We start from the raw sequence: 20,757 nt of genomic DNA on the forward strand, positions 1-20,757 counted from the left end.
ACCTTGAGGAAGTTGTAGTTCCTCAAGGTGGCCTTCACGAACTGGGTCAGCGGGTCGGGTCCTTGCCGTTCGGCTGGCGTGGGCCCGGGCCTGGGGACCACCAGCCCGGGACTGTTTTCTCCCCGCGGATCACCGTGGGGGCGATGCCCTCGGTGAACGGCTCGATCTGCAGCAGCTGGCCCCACGACTGGCTCGGCTGGCCGATCAGGTAGCTCGGCACCTCGGGCTCCTCGGCCAGCTCTTCCAGCCAGCCGATCGGGCCGCCGTTGGTCGAGGACGCCCACTGGGCCTCGTCCGCCAGGCCGCCCGCCGTGATGCGGTAGTCCGGGACCTGGGAGATCCCGTCGTGGGACGTCACCGGCTGGACGCACGGGTACACGAACGACGCCGGCCAGTCCACGTACACCGGCTTCGAGCCGATGCGGTCCGTCAGCGTCGTGAACGTCGGTACGCGCGGGGCCGACGCGGCGATCCAGCCGTCTTCGGTCAGGTCGTTGTCGACGATGTTGATGCGGACCGCGTTCGTCTCCGGCGGGAGGTCGCGCAGGTTGATGCGGGTGTCGTTCCAGCCACCCGTGCCCGAGCCCGGCGGGAGCATGAACTGGCTGCGCAGCACCTTCACGCCGTCCGGGGTGTCGACGCCGTAGTCGAGGCTGACCGACGTCGGGCGCCGGGGCGCACCGGCCGTGGCCACCACGACCTGGCCGTCCGCCGGCTTCTCCGTCAGCGCGTACCAGTCGCTGCGCAGCCGCCCGGCGCGCGTCTCCGGGTCCAGGTAGCTCGACCACATCGGCACCCGGTCCGGGGTGAACCCGTGCGGCGGTTCGGCCAGCGGGTCCTTGTCGTCGACCGGGCGGGTGTGGAAACCGGTCTGGACGCGGCCGTTGTCCTGGTCGGGGTTCGGCAGCGGCGAGTCCGTCTCCTTGGGCTTCTCCGCGACGGTCCGCTGCTCGGCCTGCGGGCGCAGGATGCTCGTCGCCGCGTCGCGCTCGACCATCACGTGGTCGGAGAGGTTGCAGCTCTTGCCGAACAGGTGCCCGATGTTGGCCGCGCCCAGGCTGTAGCTGCCGGCCTGGTTGTGGATCGCCCACGCCATCGTGACGAACTCGCCACCCGCCACCAGGCCGCAGACCACCACCAGCGACAGCGACCCGCGCCGCAGCGCACGCAGCCGGCCTTCCTGGGGTTGGTCCGGCAGGCCCGGCCGGTGCGCGCGGACGTTCTCGACGAACGCGTAGATCCCGGCGACGGCGGCCGCCACCAGCAGGATCGTGGACAGGCCGATGCCGCCGATCGACGGCGCCACGTTCGTCCACTGGACGCCGAGACGCGAGACGAACCAGTACGTGTTGGGCCCGGTCGCCGCCAGCGCGCCGACGACCAGCAGCCCGGCGAGGAAGGCCGCGCGGTTGCGTTTGGACCGCAGCACGGTCGAGCTGGTCGCGAGCGCGGTCAGCGCCGCCATCGACGCGCCGACCGCGGCGAACGCGCCGAAGTGGTGCGTCCACTTCGTCGGCGTCAGGGCCAGCAGCAGGAAGAACAACGCCGTCGTGCCGATCAGCCGCCGCGCGGGGCCGAGCGACGCGCCCTGGATACGGCCGCGGCGCAGCAGCATCACCAGGCAGGTGGCCGTACACAGCACGACCAGCAACACCGGGAACCGGCGTGGCGCCGAACCGTCCGGAAGGTCGGCGAACAACAGCTGGTAGCGCGCGAGTTCCTGGAACCACGACAGGTTCGGGCCGACCTGCGTGCGGATCCGCGTCGCCTCCTGGACCGTGGCGAAGGTCTGGTCGGCGAACACCACGACCAGCACCAGGAGCCCGGCCGCGGCGACCGGCGCGAGCACCGGCAGCCAGCCGTTCTCGGTGGCGCGCTGACGGATCAGCTTGAACAGCGGGCGCGCGGCGACCAGGTACGGCGCCACCGCGATCAGCCCGGTCGGCGTCGCGGCCAGGGTGAACCCGGCCGCGGTCAGGCCGAGGCACAGGGGCAGCAGCCGCCGGGTCACGAGGGTGCGTTCGACGGCGCAGATCGCCAGCAGCGAGCCGAGCGCGGCGACCGGTTCGGGCCGGACGCCGTTGTTGTAAGGCATCCACCAGACCAGGAAGACCGTCGCCGCCGCCCAGCTGGCCGGGCGGCTGGTGCGGACCTGGGCGCCGAGGCGCGGCATGACCTCGCGGCTGATCAGCAGCCAGCTCAGGACACCGAGCAGAAACGACGGCAGCCGAATCCACGGCGGCACCACGCTGACGTGCGCCATCAGCTCGAAGACGTGGTAGAACCAGCCGAACGGCGCCTCGGCGACGCCGAACCAGCGGTGGTAGTTCGTCAGGTAGCCGGTCGACTCGGTGACCCGGGCCATCGTGAGGATGTAGCCGTCGTCCGAGGTCACCGGCCCGATGAAGACCCACGCGCCGAGTGCGACGATCACCGTCGCGTCCCGCGCCGTCAGCCGCCACCAGCCGACCGGCGCCCAGCGCGGCGCGCGTCTCGCGAAGCCGGAGTCGCGGCGCCACACCGCGATCAGGCAGCCGATCAGCGACAGCACGGCGAGCACGCCGACGACGATCTTCAGCGCGGTCGGCGACGTCTGGTACCGCGTGTCCGGCACGATCGAGACGTGCATCCCGGCGATCGGGTCCTTGAGCGAGTTGATCGAGGAGTAGATGCCGACGACGCGGGGCCGGACGTCGCCGCCGGCGTGGAAGATCGGCGTCCCGGCGACGGCGAGGGTCATCTGCGTCGCGTCGACGTCCAGCTCGACATCGCACTTCTCGGCGGGCAGCGGCTGCTGGGCGATCTGCTGGCCCTGGCTCGAGGCCAGCAGCACGCCGTTGTCGACGCGCAGCTGCAGGCCGACGCCGTTGCCGGCCTTCGGGTCGGTGCGGCCGTCCGGCACGGTGGCGAACAGCAGGCCGGGGCCGTTCGTGCGGGCGTCGACCGAGCGGATGGTCGCGCACGGAACCTCAGCCCGCAGGTCCTGGGCCCAGTACCCGGTCAAGGGCGCGTTGACGGAGCGGGTGTCGCTGCCGGTCGGCCAGACGACCTCCGCCGTGTCCTGCACCACCGGCAGGAAGGGGAAAGCCAGCGCGCACAAGGCCGAGAGCAGCCCCAGCGCTACGGCAATCAGACGCATCGGCGCAACGCTAACGGGTCAGACGTCGGCGGCTGACGCAGCCCCCGGGTCACGCGGGGTGAACCGCCCGTGGTGCACCGCCGCGGCCAGAGGACGGCGACGGCGCCAACCGTGGCGCTCCAGGTCCGGTACGGTCTCCAGCTTGCCGACCGGCCCGGCGCAGAGCCACGCGACCGGCCGGACGCCGTCCGGGATGCCGAGCAGCTCGCTCAGGAACGGCTCGCGGTAGAAGCTGACCCAGCCGACGCCCAGCCCTTCCGCGGTCGCGGCGAGCCAGAGGTTCTGGATCGCGAGGCACACCGAGTAGAGGCCGGCGTCGGCGATGGCGTGCCGGCCGAGTACGTCGGGCGCGCCCCGCGCCGGGTCGTAGGTGACGACGATGCCGAGGCTCGCCTCGAGGATGCCCTCGATCTTGATGTTCGCGAAGGTGCTCGCGCGGTCTTCGCCGAGCTGTCCGGCGAAGACCTCACGCTCGTCGTGGACGTGCTTGGCGAACTTCTCGCGCGTCGCGACGTCGTCGACCAGCACGAAGTCCCACGGCTGGGTGAGCCCGACACTCGGCGCGGCGTGCGCGGCCTCGAGGATCCGCGTCAGCGTGGCTTCGGGGATCGGCTCGCCGGTGAATTCGCCGCGGACGTCCCGCCGCTTGCGCAGGACTTCGTAGAACTCTTCGATCATCGGTGCAGGACCCATTCGACGGCTTCGGGGACGGTTTCGGCGGTCGCCGTGCGCGGCCGGGCCGGCCGCCGGATCACGACGACGGGCTTGCCGAGCTCGCGGGCCGCGGTCAGCTTCGCGCTGGTCTGCGCGCCGCCGGAGTCCTTGGTGACCAGGACGTCGACCCGGCCGAGCAGCGCGCGCTCGGCGGCCACCTCGTACGGCCCGCGGGCGAGGAGGAGTTCGTGGTGCCGCGGCAGCGGCGGCTCGGGCGGGTCGACGCAGCGGATGAGGAACCACAGGTCGTCAAGGTGCGCGAAGGCCGGGAGACCCTGGCGGCCGCTGGTGAGGAACACGCGTTTGCCCAGTCCGGGGAGTTGCCGGGCGGCGTCGGCGAGGTCGTCGGCCCAGTGCCAGACGTCCTCGGGGCCCGGTCGCCAGCCGGGCCGCGCGAGCCGGAGCAGGGGCGTTTTCGTCAGCTCGGCCGCTTCCGCCGCGTTCGCGCCGATGCGTTCGGCGAAGGGGTGGGTCGCGTCCACGACGGCGTCGATCCGGTTCTCGCGCAGGTACCGGGCGAGGCCCTCCGGGCCACCGAAGCCGCCTACGCGTACTTCGCCGACGGGGAGCCTCGGTCGTGCGACGCGTCCCGCCAGCGAAGAGACAACGGGCACGTCGCGCGCGGAGAGCGTTTCGGCGAGCTGCCGGGCTTCGCCGGTCCCGCCGAGGATGAGGATCACGAAGAACGTCCGTAGCCGACGGCTTCGCGCCAGCGGTCCAGCGTACGCAGGTTGGCGAGGGTCTCCGCCCAGGTCAGCTCGGGCGCCTGCCGGTCATCGACGTGCGCGGCAACGTGGTCCGCTTCGCGCGCGAAGACGCCCTGCGTCGCTTCGACCTCGATGACCTCCGGCTCGCCGCCGGCCGGGGTCAGGATGATCTGCGAGACGCCGGGGTCGCGCAGCGGGTGGATCCACGCGGGCTGCGGGATGTGGATCTGCCCGCCCGAGCCGAAGACGCGGATGCCGTCCTCGCGGGTCAGCCGGATCCCGCACGAGATCGTCGCGAGGATGTCCCCGGGCAGGCGCAGCAGGCCGGTCGCCCACTCGTCGACGCCGGTGGCGGACAGGTGCGCCATCCCGCTGACCTCGGTCGGTTCGACGACGTCCTGCCCGGTCGCGGCCTGCGCGACCAGCCGCGCCAGCGACGTGCAGTAGCAGCCGACGTCCAGGATCCCGCCGCCGCCGAGCGCCGGATCGCTCAGCCGGGCGGTCTCCTCCGGGTTGCTGTCGAAGGAGAAGGTCGTGTCCACCGCGCGGACCTCGCCGATCGCACCGGACGAGATCAGCTCGGCCAGCCGCCGCGTCTGCGGGTGCAGCCGGTACATGAACGCCTCCATCAGGAAGACGTCGTGCGCCCGGGCCGCGGCGATCACCTCCTCGGCGTCGGCCGCGGTGATCGTCAGCGGCTTCTCGCACAGCACGTGCTTCCCAGCTTCGGCGGCGGCGATGGCCCACTGCTTGTGCAGCGCGTGCGGCGTCGAGACGTACACGGCGTCGATGTCCGGGTCGGCGAGCAGATCTTCGTAGCTGCCGTACGTCTTCGGGATGTCGAAGCGCGTGGCGAAGTCCCGCGCCCGGTCGGCGTCCCGTGCGGCGACGGCGCCGAGGACGCCGTGTTTGCTTTCGTCGACGCCCGCGGCGAAGTGGGCGGCGATCGTCCCGGCGGCCAACAGGCCCCAGCGCAGTTCCGTCACAACGACTCCGGTTGGTTCGCCCGGTCACGGGCACTCGAGTAGAGGAAGCTGTCGGGGAAGTTCGTGGCCGCGAGCACCCGCCCGACGAAGATGGTGGCAGCGCGCGTCATCCCGGCTTCGCGGACCAGCGCGGGCAGCTCGCCGAGCACCCCGCGCACGACGGTTTCCCCGGCCTGGCTCGCGAGCGCGACGACGGCGACGGGACAGTCTTCGCCGTAGTGCGGCCGCAGTTCCTCGGTCACCCGCTCGACGTGGTTGACGGCGAGGTGCAGCGCGAGCGTGGCTCCGGTCGCGGCGAAGGCGGCGAGGGTCTCCCCGGGCGGCATCTTCGTGGAGCGCGCCTGGACCCGGGTGATCACCAGGCTCTGCCCGATTTCGGGCACGGTGAGCTCCCGCTTCAGCGCGGCGGCCGAAGCGGCGAAGGCGGGCACGCCGGGGACGACCTCGAAGGGAACGCCGGCCGCATCGAGCCGTCGCACCTGCTCGGCGACGGCGCTGTAGAGCGACGGATCCCCCGAGCACAGCCGCGCGACCTCGTGCCCGGCACGGTGGGCCTCGACCAGCTTCGCGACGATCTGCTCGAGGCTGAGGTCCGCCGTGTCGACGAGCTCGGCCCCGGGCGGGCAGTACGCGAGCAGATCGGGCGGGGTCATGCTGCCGGGGTAGAGGCAGACACCGCAGCGGGCGAGCAGGTCCCGCCCCCGCACGGTGATGAGGTCGGCGGCCCCGGGCCCGGCGCCGATGAAGTGCACGGTCATCGGCAGCTCCCCGGGCACGGCCGGCCGGCCGGTGACCGCCGGTAGAGCCCGGTCATCGGCTGCTCCACTGCGTCACGACCCGCGCCGGGGTCCAACCCGTGAAGCCGCCCAGCGGGGCCGCCTTCTCCACGCCGATCCGCAGCAGCTCCCCTCCGTGCTCCTCATACGCCCTCGCCAGGACCTGCTCGGCCTCCAGCGTCACCCCGTGCGCCACCACCCGTGCGCCGGTGGCCACGCACGCGTCCAGTACGCCCGGCGCCGTCACGCCGCCTCCGATGAAGACCGCGTCCGGTGCGGGCAGCGCGCTCAGCGCTTCCGGTGCTTCCCCCGCCACCACCTCCAGTTCCGGTACTCCCAGGTCCAATGCGTTCCGGCCGATCCGCTCGGCTCGCTCCGCGGAGCGCTCGATCGCGATCGCGCGGTTCAGCCCGTTCAACCGTGACCACTCGATGCCGACGCTGCCCGCGCCCGCGCCGACGTCCCACAACAGCTCGCCGGGACTCGGCGCGAGGCGGGCCAGCGCCGACACTCGCAGGTCGCGCTTGGTCAGCTGCCCGTCGTGGGCGTACACGTCGTCCGGGATGCCGATCAGTGGCAGTGCCGGACCCGCGCACTCCATCGCGAACACCGTCAGCGGTCCGGGATCGCCGGCCCAGCCGTCGGAGACGCGCTCGTCGGGCCCGCCCAGGTTCTCCAACGCGATCAGTTCGCTCTCGCCATAACCCCGCACGGTGAGCAGGGAGCGCAAAGCGGGCGCGTCGGCACCCAGGACGAGCACTCGCCGGCGCGGCGCCAGAACCCGGGCGACGCGGGCCGACGACCGGCCGACGATGGTGACCACCTCGGTCTCCTCGGCGGACCAGCCCAGCCGTGCCCGGGCCAGTGTCACCGAAGAGACCGCGGGCAGCGCCTCGACCTCGTATCCATGGGCCACCAATGTAGAACCCACCCCCGACAAAAACGGATCGCCGCTGGCCAGGACACAGATCCGGGCGCCTTCGTGCTCGGCGATGACCGCGTCCAGCCCCGGCAGCAACGGCGTCGGCCACGCCTGCGCCGGGACCTCCTCGGGCAGGTACGCCAGCTGCCGGGGTGCCCCCAGCACGATGTCGGCGGCGAGCACCACGGCTCTCGCCTGTTCCGCCAGGCCGGGCCAGCCGTCGGCCCCGATCCCGACCACGGTCAGACGGTTGGCGGAGCCCGCTTCCGCCGCGGATCGACGTGATTCTTCGCGCACGATTTCCCACCCTAAGCGAGGCGGGCGCTGTGCGATGATCGGCCGGTCGCCGACCTCAGGAGCGCTGTTGAAGCCGTACCCGTTCACCGCCGTCGTCGGGCTGCCGGACCTGCGCCTGGCGCTGGTCCTCTCGTCGATCTCGCCCGCTGTCGGCGGGGTGCTGGTGCGCGGTGAAAAGGGCACCGCGAAGTCGACCATGGTCCGCGCGCTGGCGGGCCTCCTGCCCGGCGTCGACGTCGTCGACGGCTGCCGGTTCTCCTGCGATCCGGCGGCTCCCGACCCGCTCTGCCCGGACGGCCCGCACGACGGTGCGAAGAGCCACCGGCGGCCCGCGAAGCTGGTCGAACTCCCCGTCGGCGCCGCCGAAGACCGCGTCATCGGCTCCCTGCACCTGGAACGCGCGCTCGCCGAAGGCGTCACGGACTTCCAGCCCGGCCTGCTGGCCGCCGCGCACCGCGGGCTGCTCTACGTCGACGAGGTCAACCTGCTGCACGACCACCTCGTCGACACCCTCCTGGACGCCGCCGCGATGGGCCGCGCGACCGTGGAGCGCGAAGGGGTTTCGGTCTCGCACGCGGCGCGGTTCGTGCTGATCGGCACCATGAACCCCGAAGAGGGCGAGCTGCGGCCGCAGCTGCTGGACCGGTTCGGGCTGACCGTCGAGGTCGCCTCCAGCCGCGATCCGGAGCAGCGCGTCGAGGTCGTCCGCCGTCGCCTGGCCTACGAAGCCGATCCCGACGCCTTCGCCGCGCAGTACGCGGACGAAGATGCGCAACTCGCTGCGGACATCGAGGCGGCACAACGGCTTCTGCCCGCCGTCAAGCTCCCCGACGAGTCGCTGCGTCAGATCGCCGAGGTCTGCGCCTCCTTCGAGGTCGACGGCATGCGCGCGGACATCGTCACCGCGCGGACGGCGGTCGCGCACGCGGCCTGGGCCGGCCGCGACGAGGTGACCACCGAGGACGTCCGCGTCGCCGCGCGGCTCGCCCTGCCGCACCGGCGCCGCCGCAACCCGTTCGACGCGCCGGGTATCTCCGAAGAGCAGCTGGAGCAGGCGCTCCAGGACGCCCAACCCGACCCGGGGCCCGAGGACGACGGCCCTGGCTCAGGCTCGACGCCCGAGGATGCCCCGCAGGAAGCCCCGCAAGAGGTTCCGCAAGGTGACGCGCCGGAGGGCCAGGCCCAGCAGTCCCAGGGTGGCGGGCAGCAGAAGACGGTGGGCGCCGGCGAGACGTTCAAGGCCCGCGTCTTCCGCGTGAAGGGCATGGGCGAAGGCGAGCGCGGCCGCCGTTCGCGCGCGATCACCGACAGCGGCCGGACCATCGGCGTCCAGCCCGCCAGCGTCCGCGAAGGCCGGCCCCACCTGGTCGCGACCGTCAAAGCCGCGGCGCCGCACCAGAAAGCCCGCGGCCGCACCGGCGCCGGGCTGAAGCTGCGGCCGGAAGACGTCCGCTACGCACTGCGCGAAGGCCGCGAAGGCAACCTCGTCCTGTTCTGCGTCGACGCGTCCGGCTCGATGGGCGCGAAGGCCCGGATGCGCGAGGTCAAGTCCGCCGTCCTCTCCTTGCTGCTCGACGCCTACCAGCGCCGCGACAAGGTCGGGCTCGTCACCTTCCGCGGCGACGCCGCCGAACTCGCGCTGCCGCCGACGATCAGCGTCGACGCGGCCGCGTCCCGCCTCGAAGGCCTGCCGACCGGCGGCCGGACGCCTCTCGCCGAAGGACTCCTGGAGGCGGCGCGCGTGCTGCGGGTCGAGGAGATCCGCGATCCCCGGCGCCGTCCGCTGCTCGTCGTCGTCACCGACGGCCGCGCCACCAGCGGTCCCGACGCCGTCGCGCGCGCCCGGGCCGCGGCCGGGCTCCTGGCCGGCGTCACGACGATCGTCATGGACTGCGAGAGCGGCAGGATGCGGCTCGGCCTCGCCGCCGACCTCGCCGTCCACCTCGGCGCGGAACACGTCCCCCTCGCCGACGTCGCCGCCGAATCGCTGGCGGCGGCCGTCCGCTCCCGGACCGGAAAGGCTGCCTGATGCCGCAGGGAAAACCGTCGGCGGTGCCGGTGGACGGCCTGACCACGCGCCAGCGCCGCAACCGGCCGCTGCTCGCCGTGCACACCGGCGAGATGAAGGGCAAGTCGACGGCCGCGTTCGGGATGGCGCTGCGTGCCTGGAACCAGGGCTGGTCGATCGGCGTGTTCCAGTTCGTCAAGTCGGCGAAGTGGCGCGTCGGCGAGGAAGCCGCGTTCCGCGCGCTGGGCAAGCTGCACGACGACACCGGCCAGGGCGGGCCGGTCGAGTGGCACAAGATGGGCGAAGGCTGGAGCTGGGCGCGCAAGTCCGGCACCGACGAGGACCACGCGGAGAACGCGCGCGAAGGCTGGGCGGAGATCAAGCGCCGGCTCGCCGCCGAGACGCACGACTTCTACGTCCTGGACGAGTTCTCCTACCTGCTCAAGTGGGGCTGGCTCGAAGTCGACGACGTGGTGTCGACCTTGGTTTCGCGGCCCGGGCACCAGCACGTCGTCATCACCGGCCGGTACGCGCCGCCGGAGCTCGTCGAGGCCGCCGACCTGGTCGCCGAGATGACCAAGGTCAAGCACCCGATGGACGCCGGTCAGAAGGGTCAGCGGGGGATCGAGTGGTAGCGCGGGTGGTCGTCGCCGCGCCCGGTTCCGGGCACGGCAAGACCACGATCGCCGCCGGGCTGATGGCGGCGCTGCGCGCGGCCGGTCACCGGGTGTCCGGGCACAAGGTCGGGCCGGACTTCATCGATCCGGGCTACCACGCGCTCGCCACCGGGCGGCCCGCGCGCAACCTGGACCCGTTCCTGCAGGGCGAAGATCGGCTGGCGCCCTTGTTGCGGCACGGTTCCGCCGGCGCCGGCATCGCCGTGATCGAGGGCGTGATGGGCCTGTTCGACGGGGCGCTGGGCACCGAGGGGTACGCGTCGACCGCCCACGTGGCCCGGGTCTTGGACGCGCCGGTGGTGCTGGTCGTCGACGCCTCGGCCGCTTCCCGCAGCGTCGCCGCGACCGTGCTCGGCTTCGCCCACTACGACAACCGCGTGCGGCTCGCCGGTGTCATCCTCAACAAGCTCGGTTCACAGCGGCACCTCGACGAGATCGCGTCCGCGCTGGAAGCCACCGGCGTCCCGCTGCTGGGAGCGTTGTACCGCAACGAAGAGATCCACGCGCCGAGCCGGCACCTCGGGCTCGTCCCGGCGGCGGAACGGGCCGCGGAAGCGCAGAACGTGCTGCCCGCGCTGGCCGCGTGGGTACGCGACGGCGTCGATGTCGAAGCAATCGTCCGGATCGCTTCCGGGGCACCGCGGCTTTCGGTTCCGTCGTGGGAGCCGTCCGGTGTGGATGGTCCGCCGGTGACGATCGCCGCCGCCGGCGGGCCGGCGTTCACCTTCCGGTACACCGAGAACATCGAGCTGCTGGCGGCGTGCGGCGTCGAGGTCGTGGACGTCGACCCGTTGCGGGACCAGGCCCTGCCCGACGGGTGCGCCGGCCTGTACTTCGGCGGCGGATTTCCCGAGGTGCACGCGGCCGAGCTGTCGGCGAACACGGCGTTGCGTTCTGCGGTGGCTTCGGCCATTCAAGCTGGGATGCCGGTGAGCGCGGAATGCGCGGGGCTGCTGTACCTGTGCCAGTCGCTGGACGGCGTGCCCATGGTCGGCGCGGTGCCCGCGGACGCCAAGATGACCGCCCGCGGCAAGCTCGGCTACCGGCGCGCGGTCGCTGTCGAGGACAACCTGCTGGCGACGGCGGGGCAGCGCGTCACCGGGCACGAGTTCCACCGCACCGAGGTGACGCCGTCGCACGGAGCCTCGGCCGCGTGGGGCTGGGATCGGCAGCTCGACGGCTTCGCGTCGCCGACGCTGCACGCGTCCTACCTGCACGTCCACTGGGCCGGGTATCCCGAACTGGCCCACCGGTTCGCCGCGCGGGTCCGGGCCTATGGCTGTGTCTGATTCCGCCTCCGCGGGAGGGAGTACGTCGGCGGGCTATGACCTGCACCACCACGGCGACCGCGAAGTGGGTCCGGGGCTGGTCGACCTCGCGGTGAACGTCCGGTTGCCGCAGCCGCCTTCGTGGCTGCGGGAGGAACTGGCGTCCGCTCTGGACTCGCTGGCCGCCTATCCGTCCACTGTGGATGCTGTCGGCGCGGTGGCCGCGCGACACGGCCGTGATCCCTCGGAAGTGCTGGTCACGGCCGGTGCCGCCGAGGCGTTCACGCTGCTGGCTTCGGCTTTCCGGCCGCGCCACGCGGTGGTCGTGCACCCGCAGTTCACCGAGCCGGAGGCCGCGCTGCGGGCCGCGGGGCACGCGGTCTCGCGGGTGATCCTGTCCGAGGCGGACGGCTTCGTCCTCGATCCGGCGCTGGTCCCGGCCGACGCCGACCTGGTGTTCGTCGGCAATCCGACCAATCCGACATCGGTCCTGCATCCGGCGTCGTCGCTGCTTTCCCTCGCGCGCCCCGGCCGGCTGCTCGTGGTGGACGAGGCGTTCCTCGACGCGGTGCCCGGCGAGGTCGAGAGCCTGGCCACCGGTCATCCGGGTGTCGCGGTGCTGCGCAGCCTGACGAAGACGTGGGGGCTGGCCGGGCTGCGGGCGGGGTACGTGCTCGCTCCGGCGGACGTCGTCGAGCGGCTGCGGGCGGTGCAGGTGCCGTGGTCGGTGTCCACTTTGGCGGGCGTGGCGACGGTGGCGTGCTGCCGTCCGGCCGCTTTGGAGGAGGCGGAAAAGCTGGCGGTGGCCGCGGAGGCGGACCGCGAATACCTGGTGTCGGGCCTGGCTTCGCAGGGTGCCGGCGTGCTGGGCGATCCGCGTGGCCCGTTCGTGCTGGTGCGCGTTCCCGGCGGTGCCTCCCTGCGCGCGCGTCTGCGCGACGCGGGCTACGCGGTGCGGCGAGGGGACACTTTCCCCGGCCTCGGGCCGGACCACCTGCGGCTGGCGGTCCGCGACCGCGCGACGACGGACGCGTTCCTCGCGGCTTTTCGGGAAGTTTCGTAAACACCGACAGGGGGTTGTCGCCACGGCCGCCGAAACTGGGCGGAGCCGGGAAACGCCCGGCGTGGCAGCGAGAGGAACGACATGCCCCGCTTCAACGACGTCGCCTGGTTCGAGATCGGCACCGACGAGCCGGCCGCCGCCGAACGGTTCTACGGTGAGGTCTTCGGCTGGACGGTCGCGCAGGACAACGCGGCGAGCACCGATTCCGCCTACCGCGTCATCGACACCGGCGGCTCACGCGGTGGCCTGTCCACGGGCCCGGAGAACTACGCGATCTTCACCGTGCTGGTCGAGGACGTCGACGCCACCTGCCGCCAGGTCGAGAAAGCCGGCGGGCGGGTGCAGCGACCACCGAGCGTCAATCCGGTCGGCGTGACCTTCGCGCACCTGCTCGACCCGGCGGGCAACCACTTCTCGGTGTTCACCCCGCCACGGTGAGCTGATGGACCTCGCCGTACGGGATGTCGAGGTCCTCGGGCCGCAACTGCCGAAGCTTCGGCACCTCGGCGGTCACCGTGAAGGAGATGATCCGGTCGGTGCGGAACGCCCGGATCTCCTGGCGCAGGCGGCACCAGGCCACGAGGTACCAGTGCGTGGGCTTGCCGACGTAGCCGAGCGGCTCGATTTCCCGCCGGGTGACCGCGCCTGCGCGGTCGGCGTACCGGATGCGCAGGACGCGGCGGATGTTGAGCACGTGCGGCATCGGCGGGATGGGACCGGCGCCGAGCAGGTGGACACAGGCGGCGAGGTCCTGCGCCGCGGCCGTGTCCTCCCGTCGCATCGCGGCGACCAGCTTGCGCAGGGCCGAGCGCCCTTCCGCGCGGAACGGGGTGCCGTCCAGGTGTTTCAGCGCGAGTGCCATGGCGACGGCCTCGCCGGGTGTCAGGTTGACCGGCGGCATCGTGTGCGCCTTGTCGAGGCAGTACCCGCCGGTGCGGCCGGCCTCGGCGTAGATCGGCGTGCCGGCCTGCTGCAGGGCGCTGATGTCCCGTTCGACGGTGCGGACGCTGACCTCGAACCGGTCCGCGAGCCAGCGTGCGCTGCGTGGCCGCGGCGCGATGGCGCGCAGTTCTTCGACGAGGGCGTAGAGACGATCGGTTCGGTTCACCGGGATCACAGTAAGGAGGGGGTACGACAGTTTCGGTCAGTCGCAGAGTTGCTTGAACTCCGTCGCGCCGGGTCGCAGGCGGAACCGGACCTCGTGGCCGAGGTGGTCGCGGAAGACCGCGGCGACTGGTGAGGTGAGCGTTATCGTGCCTTCCTGGTACGGGTTGTCCCAGCCGGGCGGCGAGCTGCGGGCCGGCCCGATCAGCGGCGTCTCGGCCTCGTAGAACCGGTCGCCGATCTTCGCCTCGTCGACGCCGCAGTGCGTCAGGAGCGCGAAGTTCGGAAGCGTCACCGGGGTAGGCGCCGGAGCGAGCGTCGGTGTCGGCGCGGCGGGCGGTGCGGGCTCGGGCGGGGTGGCGGTGACGACGAGCACGCCGGCCACGAGCACCGTCGCGGCGGCCGCCAGCAGCGGGGCGGCCGGCCGTCGCCGGGGCGCGGGGAGCGGTGCGGGCCGGACGTCCACGGTGTCGGCGAAAGCGTGGAAGGCGCGGCGCAGGCGATCCTCGACGTCGGTCATCGGAGTTCTCCTTCCAGCTTTGCCAGCGCACGGGACGCGCAGGTCTTCACGGTGCCGCGCGAGACGCCGAGCGTGTCGGCGATCTCGGCTTCGGAAAGGCCGGCCCAGTACCGGAGCACGAGCACCTCGCGCTGCCGCCGCGGGAGCCGGCGCACGGCGGCCAGCACCTCGCGGTGCTCCTCGTCGAGCAGGACGCCGGTGTCCGCGGGCGGGACGTCGGGGTGGTCGCCGGGCCGGTGCCGCAGCCGTCGTGCCGCGCGCCGGTGCGCGGAGCGGGCACCGTTGACGACCGAGACGCGGAGGTAGCCGCCCGCGCCGGCCGGGTCGTCGAGCGGCCAGCGGCGGACGAGCGCGACGAAGGCGTCCTGCACGACGTCTTCGGCGAGCGCGCGGTCGCCGAGGAGCAGCACGGCCAGCCGGACCAGGCCGGGGCGGTGCGCGCGGAAGAGCTCCGCCGGGTCGACGGCGGTATCGGTGCCCAGGGTGACCTCCTTTACCAGGTACACGCCGGGCAACGGGCCTAGGTTGACAACGCGACCAGGGCGGCCGCGACGGCGGCTTCGACGCCGGCGCCGAGGACGTCGCCGGTGATGCCGCCGAGCCGTTTGGTGCACCGCCACAGGAGTGCGCCGGTGACGGCGTAGGCAAGGCCGACGGAAAGGGGGCCGCGCCACCACGGCAGCCCGGGCAGCAGCACGGCCAGCCCGGCGGCGGCCAGACCGACGGCGATCGCGGCGGCGCGGGGCACCGAGCCGGCGACGGTGGCGCCGAGCCCTTCCGGCCGGGCCGTCGGAACGCCCCGCGCACAGGCCATGGAGAGCGTGCAGCGGCCGACGAGCACGCCCGCGGCCGCCGTGACGGGATTGGCGGCGGTCAGGGCACCGACCTGGACCAGGAGAACCAGGACGAGGGTGGCAACCCCGGTGGGCCCGGAGTCGCCGCGGCGCATGACGTCGAGGGCCTTGGCGCGGTCGTAGGACGCGCCGAGGCCGTCGGCGGTGTCGGCAAGCCCGTCGAGGTGCAACCCCCGGCTGCCCAACGCAACGGCACCGAGGGCAAGCGCCGCGGTGGCGAGCGAGGGCAGCCCGGCGGCGGACCCGGCCCAGACGATCGCCCCGGCCGCAGCGGCCAGCGGAACAGCGGCAAGGGGCGCAAGGAGCATGGCGCGCCCGGCAACCCGCCGATCGATGACGCGCGGAGCGGGCACCGGCACGGTGGTCAGCGTCCCGACGGCCATCCGCGCGGCATCGACCCAGCGGCTCATGCCAGGTCGGCAAGCAGGCCCATGTCGGCCAGGATCGCGCGGGCCGCTCGCAGCGTCGGGACAGCCTGGACAGCCCCGCTGCCTTCGCCGAGCCGCAGGCCGAAGTCCAGGATCGGCTCCAGGCCCAGCGCCTTCAACGCGAACGCCTGCGAAGGCTCCGTCGAACGGTGCCCGGCCAGCCACCACTGCTCCGCGCCCGGCGCGATCTCCCGCGCCACCAACGCCGCCGCGCCGGAGAACACTCCGTCCAGCACCACCGGGATGCCGAGGACCGCGGCCTGGACCAGGAAGCCCGCCGTCGCCGCCATGCATGCGCTGCCCAGCGCCGTCAGGCGGTCGAACGGGTCCTCGACGCGGCCGGAAGTCCGGGACAAGGCCGCGGCCACCGCTTCCGTCTTCCGGGACAGCCCCGCCGCGTCGACCCCCGTTCCGGTGCCGACCACCTCCGTCGCCGGCAGGCCCAGGGAGGCCGCGACCAGCGCCGCGCACATCGCCGTGTTGCCGATTCCCATGTCGCCCGGGATCAGGACGTCCGCCTCGCGCTCCTCCAGGGCGATCGCGCGGCCCGCTTCGAACGCCGCCTGCGCCTCGCCCGGCAGCAACGCGTCCTCGACGTCGATCGAACCCGAACCGCGGCGGATCTTGTGCGCCGTCACCGAGGCCGGTACGTCCGCGCCGTCCCAGTCGACGCCGATGTCCGCGACCCGCACGCGCGCCCCGACCTGGGCGGCCAGCACGTTCACGCCGCTCTTGCCGGCCAGGAAGACCCGCACCATCGCCGCGGTCACCTCGCGCGGGTACGCCGAAAGGGCCGACACGCCGTGGTCGCCCGCGAAGACGACCACGCGGACGTCGTCCAGCGGACGCGGGGGCACGGCGCCGTGCGCCGCGGACAGCCAGGCCGCGATCTCCTCCAGCCTGCCCAGCGCACCGAGCGGCTTGACCAGGCCGTCGAGCCGCTCCAGCGCGGCGGTGCGGGCGGCGGGGTCGGGCACGGGTACGTCGAACACGGGCGCCTCCTGGCTACAGGTCGAGCGCCCGGCCCGCGACGACCAGCACGACCCGGTCGGCGTCGGCGGACACCCGGTTGTTGAGTGCGCCCAGCACATCACGGAACAGCCGTCCGGACGACGTTGCGGGCACCACACCGCTGCCGACCTCGTTGCTGACCGCGATCACCGGCACCCGCGCCGCGGCCCACGCGGCCAGGAAGTCCTCGAGCCGGTCGTCGAGGCGGTGCTCCCAGCCCGGCTTCTGCCGCCACGCGCCGACGTCGTCGAGCACGCGGGACAGCCAGGTGCCGAGGCAGTCGATCAGCAGGGGCTCGGTCGCCGTGCGCAGGATGCCGGCCAGGTCGGTGGTCTCGACGGTCTTCCAGTTCGCCGGCCGCCGCGCCTGGTGCGCGGCGACCCGCGCGGCCCATTCGGGGTCGTCTTCGCCCGCGGGCAGGCCGGGCGCGACGTAGACGAGGTGCGGGTAGTGGGCGACGAGCCGCTCGGCGTGCCGTGACTTCCCCGAGCGGACGCCGCCGAGGACCAGCACCTTGCCTTCGTCGCGCCCGTACCGGCGGAGGGCGCGAGCCAGGGTTTCGAGATACCCGGCGAGCCGGTGCGTCAGCCCCGCCGACGGACGTTTCTTCGCGGAGGCGGCATCAGACACAGTCATACCCGGCATTGTGGTGCACGCGCTACCGTGCGCCACGTGCCACTCCGTCTAGGGACAACCGCGGCCGGACTCGTGACCGGATACGTAACCGACGCTCTGTTCGGTGACCCTCGAACGGGCCATCCGGTCGCCTTGTTCGGTACCGCCGCGGCTCGTCTGGAACACCGTCTGTGGGCCGACTCGAAGCCGCGCGGAGCCGCGTACGCAGCACTGTGCACCTTCGGCGCCGTAGGTCTCGGCGTCGCCCTTCAGACGGCGACCCGGCGACGTCCGTTCGCGCGCTTCGCCTTCACCGCAGCGTCCACGTGGGTTGTGCTCGGCGGACGCGGCCTCGCCGCCGAAGGCACCGAAATGGCCCGCCTGCTCGAAGCGGGCGAAGTCCCCGAAGCGCGTCGGAGGCTCTCGCACCTCTGCGCGCGCGACGCGACGACGCTCGATTCCGCCGAGCTGGCCCGCGCGGCCACCGAGTCGATCGCCGAAAACACCTCGGACGCCGTGGTCGCGCCGCTGTTCTGGGGCGCCGTCGCCGGGATGCCGGGCCTGCTCGGCTACCGCGCGCTCAACACGCTCGACGCGATGGTCGGCTACCGCTCGCCCCGATACCGCCGCTTCGGCTGGGCCGCGGCGCGCGCCGACGACGTCGTCAACCTGGTGCCGTCGCGGATCGGGGCGGCGCTCACGGCGTTGTGCGCGGGCGGCCGGGCGCGGGAGTCCTGGCGAACGTGGCGCCGCGACGGCAGCCGGCACCCGAGCCCCAACGCGGGCCAGGTGGAAGCGGCGTTCGCGGGCGCGCTGGACGTCCGGTTCGGCGGGACGAACAGCTACGGCGGTGAAGCGGAGAGCCGGGCGCGGCTCGGGGACGGGCGCGACCCGGAACCGGTCGACCTGCGGCGCGCGGTCCGGTTGTCGCGTCGCGTGGGCGCCGCCGCGGTCGCGCTGGCGGCGGCGGTGGCCCGGTGAGCGGGCTGCTCGTCGCCGGGACGACGTCCGATGCCGGGAAGAGCCTGGTCACCGCCGGGATCTGCCGGTGGCTGGCGCGCCAAGGGGTGCGGGTGGCGCCGTTCAAGGCGCAGAACATGTCCAACAACTCCATGGTCTGCGCCGACGGGGCCGAGATCGGCCGTGCCCAGTGGGTGCAGGCGCGGGCCGCCGGCGTCGAACCCGAGGCGGCGATGAACCCGGTGCTGCTGAAGCCGGGCAGTGATCGGCGCAGTCACGTCGTCGCGCTCGGGAAGCCGTTCGGGACACTCGAAGCGGGGGAGTACGCCACCGGGCGGGCCGGGCTGGCCGAGATCGCCTTCGGCGCGTTCGAGGACCTCAGCGCGCGCTACGACGTCGTCGTCTGCGAAGGCGCCGGGAGCCCGGCGGAGATCAACCTGCGCGGCGGCGACTACGTCAACATGGGGCTCGCGCGGCGGTTCGGGCTGCCGGTGCTGGTCGTCGGCGACATCGACCGTGGTGGTGTGCTCGCGGCGATGTTCGGCACCCTCGCGTTGCTCTCGGCCGAGGACCAGGCTCTGGTCGCGGGCTGGGTGGTCAACAAGTTCCGCGGCGACGTCGGACTGCTGCGGCCGGGCCTGGACAGCCTCGAGAAGGTCACCGGACGGCCGGTGCTGGGCGTGCTGCCGTGGCTGGACCGGGTGTGGATCGACTCGGAGGACGCTCTCGCGGTGGCGGGCTGGCGCCGGGAAGTGCCCGGCGGCGGGCTCGGCGTGGCGGTCGTGCGGTTCCCGCGCGCGTCCAACGCCACCGACGTCGACGCGCTGGCCGCCGAACCCGGGGTCACGGTGACGCTCACCGCGGACCCGGACGTCGTCGCGGCGGCGGACGTCGTGGTGCTGCCCGGGTCGCGTGCCACCGTGGCCGATCTGGCCTGGCTGCGGGAGCGCGGGCTGGACACGGCGGTGACGGCCCGGGCCGCCGCGGGCCGTCCGGTCCTCGGCGTCTGCGGCGGGTACCAGATGCTCACCGAGTCCATTGTGGACGACATCGAGTCCGGCGCGGGCGAGGTGCCGGGCCTCGGCCTGCTGCCCGGGCGGGTGACGTTCGCCGCGGAAAAGGTGCTCGACCGGCCGGCGGGGACGTGGCGCGGCCATCCGGTGGCGGCCTACGAAATCCACCACGGCTCGGTGACCGCGACGACCCCGGCGGAGTCCTTTCTGGACGGTCAGTGCGCCGGGCCGGTCTGGGGCACGATGTGGCACGGCGCGTTCGAGAACGACGCCTTCCGTCGCGCGTGGCTCACCGAAGCGGCGGCGCAGGCGGGCGTCGGGTGGGCGCCCGCACCGGACGCGCCCGGGTTCGGCGAACTGCGTGAGGAGATGCTGGACAAGCTCGCGGACGCGGTCGGCGAGCACCTGGACACGGCGGCGCTGCGGACGTTGCTGGAGCGCGGGGCGCCGGCGGGTCTGCCGTTCGTGCCGCCGGGGGCGCCTTAGCTCAGCGGGAGAGCCGGGCCGTTTCGCGGGGAGGATGGCCGGCCCGCGGTCGCGCCCGGACGCTCCGGTGGATCAGCGCGGCGATGCCGAGGCCCACCCTGGCACCGCCGTCACCCCGCCCGACCCGGGACCGGGACGCGACCGCGAACCCTCCGGTCAGGCGGCGACCGCGGTCTTCCGGGTCAACGCCTTCTCCGCGAACGCGCCGAACGCCAGCCCCAGGGCCAGCCACAGCGTCACCTGGGTGCCGACCGACGCGGTCCGGAAGCTCCACAGTGTCGAGGCCGGGAACGTCGCCGGGACCTCGTCGACCACCGGCATCAGCCAGGCCACGACGCCGATCACCACGACGTAGCCCGCCGCCGCCAGGAGGAAGCCGTTCCAGGCGCCGAGGCGGTCCGCGAGCTTGCGGCCGAACACCGTCGCGAAGATGCCGACGAGCAGTGACACCGCGACGAAGCCGAAGTACAGCTCGGTCCGGGAGCCGATCGTGCCCGGCTGGCCCACCGCGGGCGGGTTGGCCGGGTACTTCAGGAACGGCACCAGGAACACCACGGTGAACGCGCCGGTCGTGAGCAGCAGTGCCGTCACGCGCGGGCGCAGGGAGCCGAGCCGTCCCTGGGCGAACGCGAAGGCCAGCGAGAGCAGGCCGCCGATCGCGACGCCGTAGACGAGCACGCCGGTCAGCAACCCCAGCGTGCTCTGGATGTCGCGGGGGACGAGTTCTTCTTCGTGCGGTTCAGCGGGGGCGGAAGCGTCGTGGGAGTGCGCGTGGGCGCCGCCGGACTCCTCGAGCCCGATGGCGGTGTTCACCGACGGCTCACCGAACGCGTAGGCGAACCCGAACGCGAGCACACCGGCGATCAGGCCCGCGAGCATGCCGCGGACCAGCAAGGTCTTCATCATGGGAGCGCGTGCCGCCGATCAGTGGCAGGGGAAGGCCAGCAGGTGCCGGCCGTCGTGCACGAACTCGTGGACGTACATGTTCGCGAACACCGCGGTCGCGCCCTGCTCGGCGCTCACGAAGTACACCGCGATCAGGGCGAGGAGCACGACGAACACCGCCCACGGCACGATCTCACGGATCGGGATGCGGATCGGGAGCGGAACGGCGGGGGCTGCCGTCTGGGTCATGCGTGGCCTCCTCGGGCTTTCGCGGCCTCATCGGGGACTGCACGAAGGGATCCGGGTCTGGCTTCCCCCTCGTGG

The 20,757-nt window shown here is 73.2% G+C and carries 21 protein-coding genes; 7 read left to right on the plus strand and 14 right to left on the minus strand.

Annotated features, from left to right (window positions below; genetic code table 11):
• Positions 1–46: 46 nt before the first annotated feature.
• Genes ACLJQF_RS33285 through cbiE form a run of 6 tightly spaced genes read right to left on the minus strand, consistent with a single transcriptional unit; the run spans position 47 to position 7,541 of the window.
• Positions 47–3,139, minus strand: coding sequence for an arabinosyltransferase domain-containing protein (locus ACLJQF_RS33285; RefSeq protein ID WP_410614305.1), 3,093 nt, complete (start codon positions 3,137–3,139; stop codon positions 47–49).
• An 18-nt stretch (positions 3,140–3,157) separates the two neighbouring features.
• The gene (gene bluB, locus ACLJQF_RS33290; RefSeq protein ID WP_410614306.1) at positions 3,158–3,817 is read right to left on the minus strand and encodes a 5,6-dimethylbenzimidazole synthase; all 660 of its coding nucleotides are present in this window, start codon (positions 3,815–3,817) and stop codon (positions 3,158–3,160) included.
• On the minus strand, positions 3,814–4,533 hold the full coding sequence (locus ACLJQF_RS33295; RefSeq protein WP_410614307.1) for a cobalt-precorrin-6A reductase: 720 nt from the start codon (positions 4,531–4,533) through the stop codon (positions 3,814–3,816). Before ACLJQF_RS33295 ends, bluB begins: the two co-directional genes overlap by 4 nt.
• The gene (locus ACLJQF_RS33300) at positions 4,530–5,546 is read right to left on the minus strand and encodes a Gfo/Idh/MocA family protein (RefSeq protein ID WP_410614308.1); all 1,017 of its coding nucleotides are present in this window, start codon (positions 5,544–5,546) and stop codon (positions 4,530–4,532) included. The genes ACLJQF_RS33295 and ACLJQF_RS33300 overlap by 4 nt, the downstream gene beginning before the upstream one ends.
• Positions 5,543–6,304, minus strand: a complete 762-nt coding sequence (gene cobM, locus ACLJQF_RS33305) for a precorrin-4 C(11)-methyltransferase (protein WP_410614309.1) — start codon at positions 6,302–6,304, stop codon at positions 5,543–5,545. Before cobM ends, ACLJQF_RS33300 begins: the two co-directional genes overlap by 4 nt.
• Positions 6,305–6,356: 52 nt before the next feature.
• Entirely contained in the window at positions 6,357–7,541 is a 1,185-nt protein-coding gene (gene cbiE, locus ACLJQF_RS33310; protein WP_410614310.1) for a precorrin-6y C5,15-methyltransferase (decarboxylating) subunit CbiE, read from the minus strand.
• 67 nt (positions 7,542–7,608) lie between these two features.
• Between cbiE and ACLJQF_RS33315 the strand changes: the two genes are divergently transcribed.
• The 5 genes from ACLJQF_RS33315 (at position 7,609) to ACLJQF_RS33335 (ending at position 12,995) form a co-directional block, all read left to right on the plus strand.
• Positions 7,609–9,570, plus strand: coding sequence for a putative cobaltochelatase (locus ACLJQF_RS33315; RefSeq protein WP_410614311.1), 1,962 nt, complete (start codon positions 7,609–7,611; stop codon positions 9,568–9,570).
• Entirely contained in the window at positions 9,570–10,184 is a 615-nt protein-coding gene (gene cobO, locus ACLJQF_RS33320; protein WP_410614312.1) for a cob(I)yrinic acid a,c-diamide adenosyltransferase, read from the plus strand. Before ACLJQF_RS33315 ends, cobO begins: the two co-directional genes overlap by 1 nt.
• Positions 10,178–11,515, plus strand: coding sequence for a cobyrinate a,c-diamide synthase (locus ACLJQF_RS33325; RefSeq protein ID WP_410614313.1), 1,338 nt, complete (start codon positions 10,178–10,180; stop codon positions 11,513–11,515). The genes cobO and ACLJQF_RS33325 overlap by 7 nt, the downstream gene beginning before the upstream one ends.
• Complete coding sequence (cobC, locus tag ACLJQF_RS33330; RefSeq protein WP_410614314.1) at positions 11,502–12,557, plus strand: Rv2231c family pyridoxal phosphate-dependent protein CobC; 1,056 nt, start codon at positions 11,502–11,504, stop codon at positions 12,555–12,557. The genes ACLJQF_RS33325 and cobC overlap by 14 nt, the downstream gene beginning before the upstream one ends.
• 81 nt (positions 12,558–12,638) lie before the next feature.
• Entirely contained in the window at positions 12,639–12,995 is a 357-nt protein-coding gene (locus ACLJQF_RS33335; protein ID WP_410614315.1) for a VOC family protein, read from the plus strand.
• On the opposite strand, the gene ACLJQF_RS33340 is transcribed toward ACLJQF_RS33335, so the two are convergent.
• The 6 genes from ACLJQF_RS33340 to ACLJQF_RS33365 are packed head-to-tail and all read right to left on the minus strand — an operon-like array spanning position 12,979 to position 17,110.
• Positions 12,979–13,674, minus strand: coding sequence for a helix-turn-helix transcriptional regulator (locus tag ACLJQF_RS33340; RefSeq protein WP_410614316.1), 696 nt, complete (start codon positions 13,672–13,674; stop codon positions 12,979–12,981). The genes ACLJQF_RS33335 and ACLJQF_RS33340 overlap by 17 nt on opposite strands.
• Before the next feature lie 27 nt (positions 13,675–13,701).
• Positions 13,702–14,181 carry a hypothetical protein gene (locus tag ACLJQF_RS33345; RefSeq protein ID WP_410614317.1) on the minus strand — a complete coding sequence of 160 codons (480 nt, stop codon included), beginning with the start codon at positions 14,179–14,181 and terminating at the stop codon, positions 13,702–13,704.
• Complete coding sequence (locus ACLJQF_RS33350; RefSeq protein WP_410614364.1) at positions 14,178–14,687, minus strand: RNA polymerase sigma factor; 510 nt, start codon at positions 14,685–14,687, stop codon at positions 14,178–14,180. The genes ACLJQF_RS33345 and ACLJQF_RS33350 overlap by 4 nt, the downstream gene beginning before the upstream one ends.
• A gap of 14 nt (positions 14,688–14,701) precedes the next feature.
• Entirely contained in the window at positions 14,702–15,445 is a 744-nt protein-coding gene (locus ACLJQF_RS33355; RefSeq protein WP_410614318.1) for an adenosylcobinamide-GDP ribazoletransferase, read from the minus strand.
• Entirely contained in the window at positions 15,442–16,455 is a 1,014-nt protein-coding gene (gene cobT / locus ACLJQF_RS33360; protein ID WP_410614319.1) for a nicotinate-nucleotide--dimethylbenzimidazole phosphoribosyltransferase, read from the minus strand. Before cobT ends, ACLJQF_RS33355 begins: the two co-directional genes overlap by 4 nt.
• A 13-nt stretch (positions 16,456–16,468) precedes the next feature.
• Positions 16,469–17,110 carry a bifunctional adenosylcobinamide kinase/adenosylcobinamide-phosphate guanylyltransferase gene (locus ACLJQF_RS33365; protein WP_410614320.1) on the minus strand — a complete coding sequence of 214 codons (642 nt, stop codon included), beginning with the start codon at positions 17,108–17,110 and terminating at the stop codon, positions 16,469–16,471.
• Between the two features lie 36 nt (positions 17,111–17,146).
• Between ACLJQF_RS33365 and ACLJQF_RS33370 the strand changes: the two genes are divergently transcribed.
• Positions 17,147–18,070, plus strand: coding sequence for a cobalamin biosynthesis protein (locus ACLJQF_RS33370; protein ID WP_410614321.1), 924 nt, complete (start codon positions 17,147–17,149; stop codon positions 18,068–18,070).
• Entirely contained in the window at positions 18,067–19,548 is a 1,482-nt protein-coding gene (locus ACLJQF_RS33375; RefSeq protein ID WP_410614322.1) for a cobyric acid synthase, read from the plus strand. Before ACLJQF_RS33370 ends, ACLJQF_RS33375 begins: the two co-directional genes overlap by 4 nt.
• A 156-nt stretch (positions 19,549–19,704) precedes the next feature.
• Here ACLJQF_RS33375 and ACLJQF_RS33380 read toward each other — a convergent pair whose 3' ends face one another.
• Together ACLJQF_RS33380 and ACLJQF_RS33385 are read right to left on the minus strand one after the other, a co-directional pair.
• Positions 19,705–20,454, minus strand: a complete 750-nt coding sequence (locus ACLJQF_RS33380) for a CbtA family protein (RefSeq protein WP_410614323.1) — start codon at positions 20,452–20,454, stop codon at positions 19,705–19,707.
• A gap of 18 nt (positions 20,455–20,472) precedes the next feature.
• Entirely contained in the window at positions 20,473–20,682 is a 210-nt protein-coding gene (locus ACLJQF_RS33385) for a CbtB domain-containing protein (protein WP_410614324.1), read from the minus strand.
• Positions 20,683–20,757: the final 75 nt, after the last annotated feature.

It is taken from the genome of Amycolatopsis sp. lyj-109, from assembly GCF_046548995.1.
In the GTDB taxonomy this organism is placed as follows: domain Bacteria; phylum Actinomycetota; class Actinomycetes; order Mycobacteriales; family Pseudonocardiaceae; genus Amycolatopsis.

Coding starts and splice junctions, on each gene's coding strand:
- ACLJQF_RS33285 (WP_410614305.1), bottom strand. CDS start 3,139: ATGCGTCTGATTGCCGTAGCGCTGGGGCTGCTCTCGGCCTTGTGCGCG.
- bluB (WP_410614306.1), bottom strand. CDS start 3,817: ATGATCGAAGAGTTCTACGAAGTCCTGCGCAAGCGGCGGGACGTCCGC.
- cobM (WP_410614309.1), bottom strand. CDS start 6,304: ATGACCGTGCACTTCATCGGCGCCGGGCCCGGGGCCGCCGACCTCATC.
- cobO (WP_410614312.1), top strand. CDS start 9,570: ATGCCGCAGGGAAAACCGTCGGCGGTGCCGGTGGACGGCCTGACCACG.
- cobC (WP_410614314.1), top strand. CDS start 11,502: ATGGCTGTGTCTGATTCCGCCTCCGCGGGAGGGAGTACGTCGGCGGGC.
- ACLJQF_RS33335 (WP_410614315.1), top strand. CDS start 12,639: ATGCCCCGCTTCAACGACGTCGCCTGGTTCGAGATCGGCACCGACGAG.
- ACLJQF_RS33345 (WP_410614317.1), bottom strand. CDS start 14,181: ATGACCGACGTCGAGGATCGCCTGCGCCGCGCCTTCCACGCTTTCGCC.
- ACLJQF_RS33355 (WP_410614318.1), bottom strand. CDS start 15,445: ATGAGCCGCTGGGTCGATGCCGCGCGGATGGCCGTCGGGACGCTGACC.
- ACLJQF_RS33365 (WP_410614320.1), bottom strand. CDS start 17,110: ATGACTGTGTCTGATGCCGCCTCCGCGAAGAAACGTCCGTCGGCGGGG.
- ACLJQF_RS33380 (WP_410614323.1), bottom strand. CDS start 20,454: ATGATGAAGACCTTGCTGGTCCGCGGCATGCTCGCGGGCCTGATCGCC.
- ACLJQF_RS33385 (WP_410614324.1), bottom strand. CDS start 20,682: ATGACCCAGACGGCAGCCCCCGCCGTTCCGCTCCCGATCCGCATCCCG.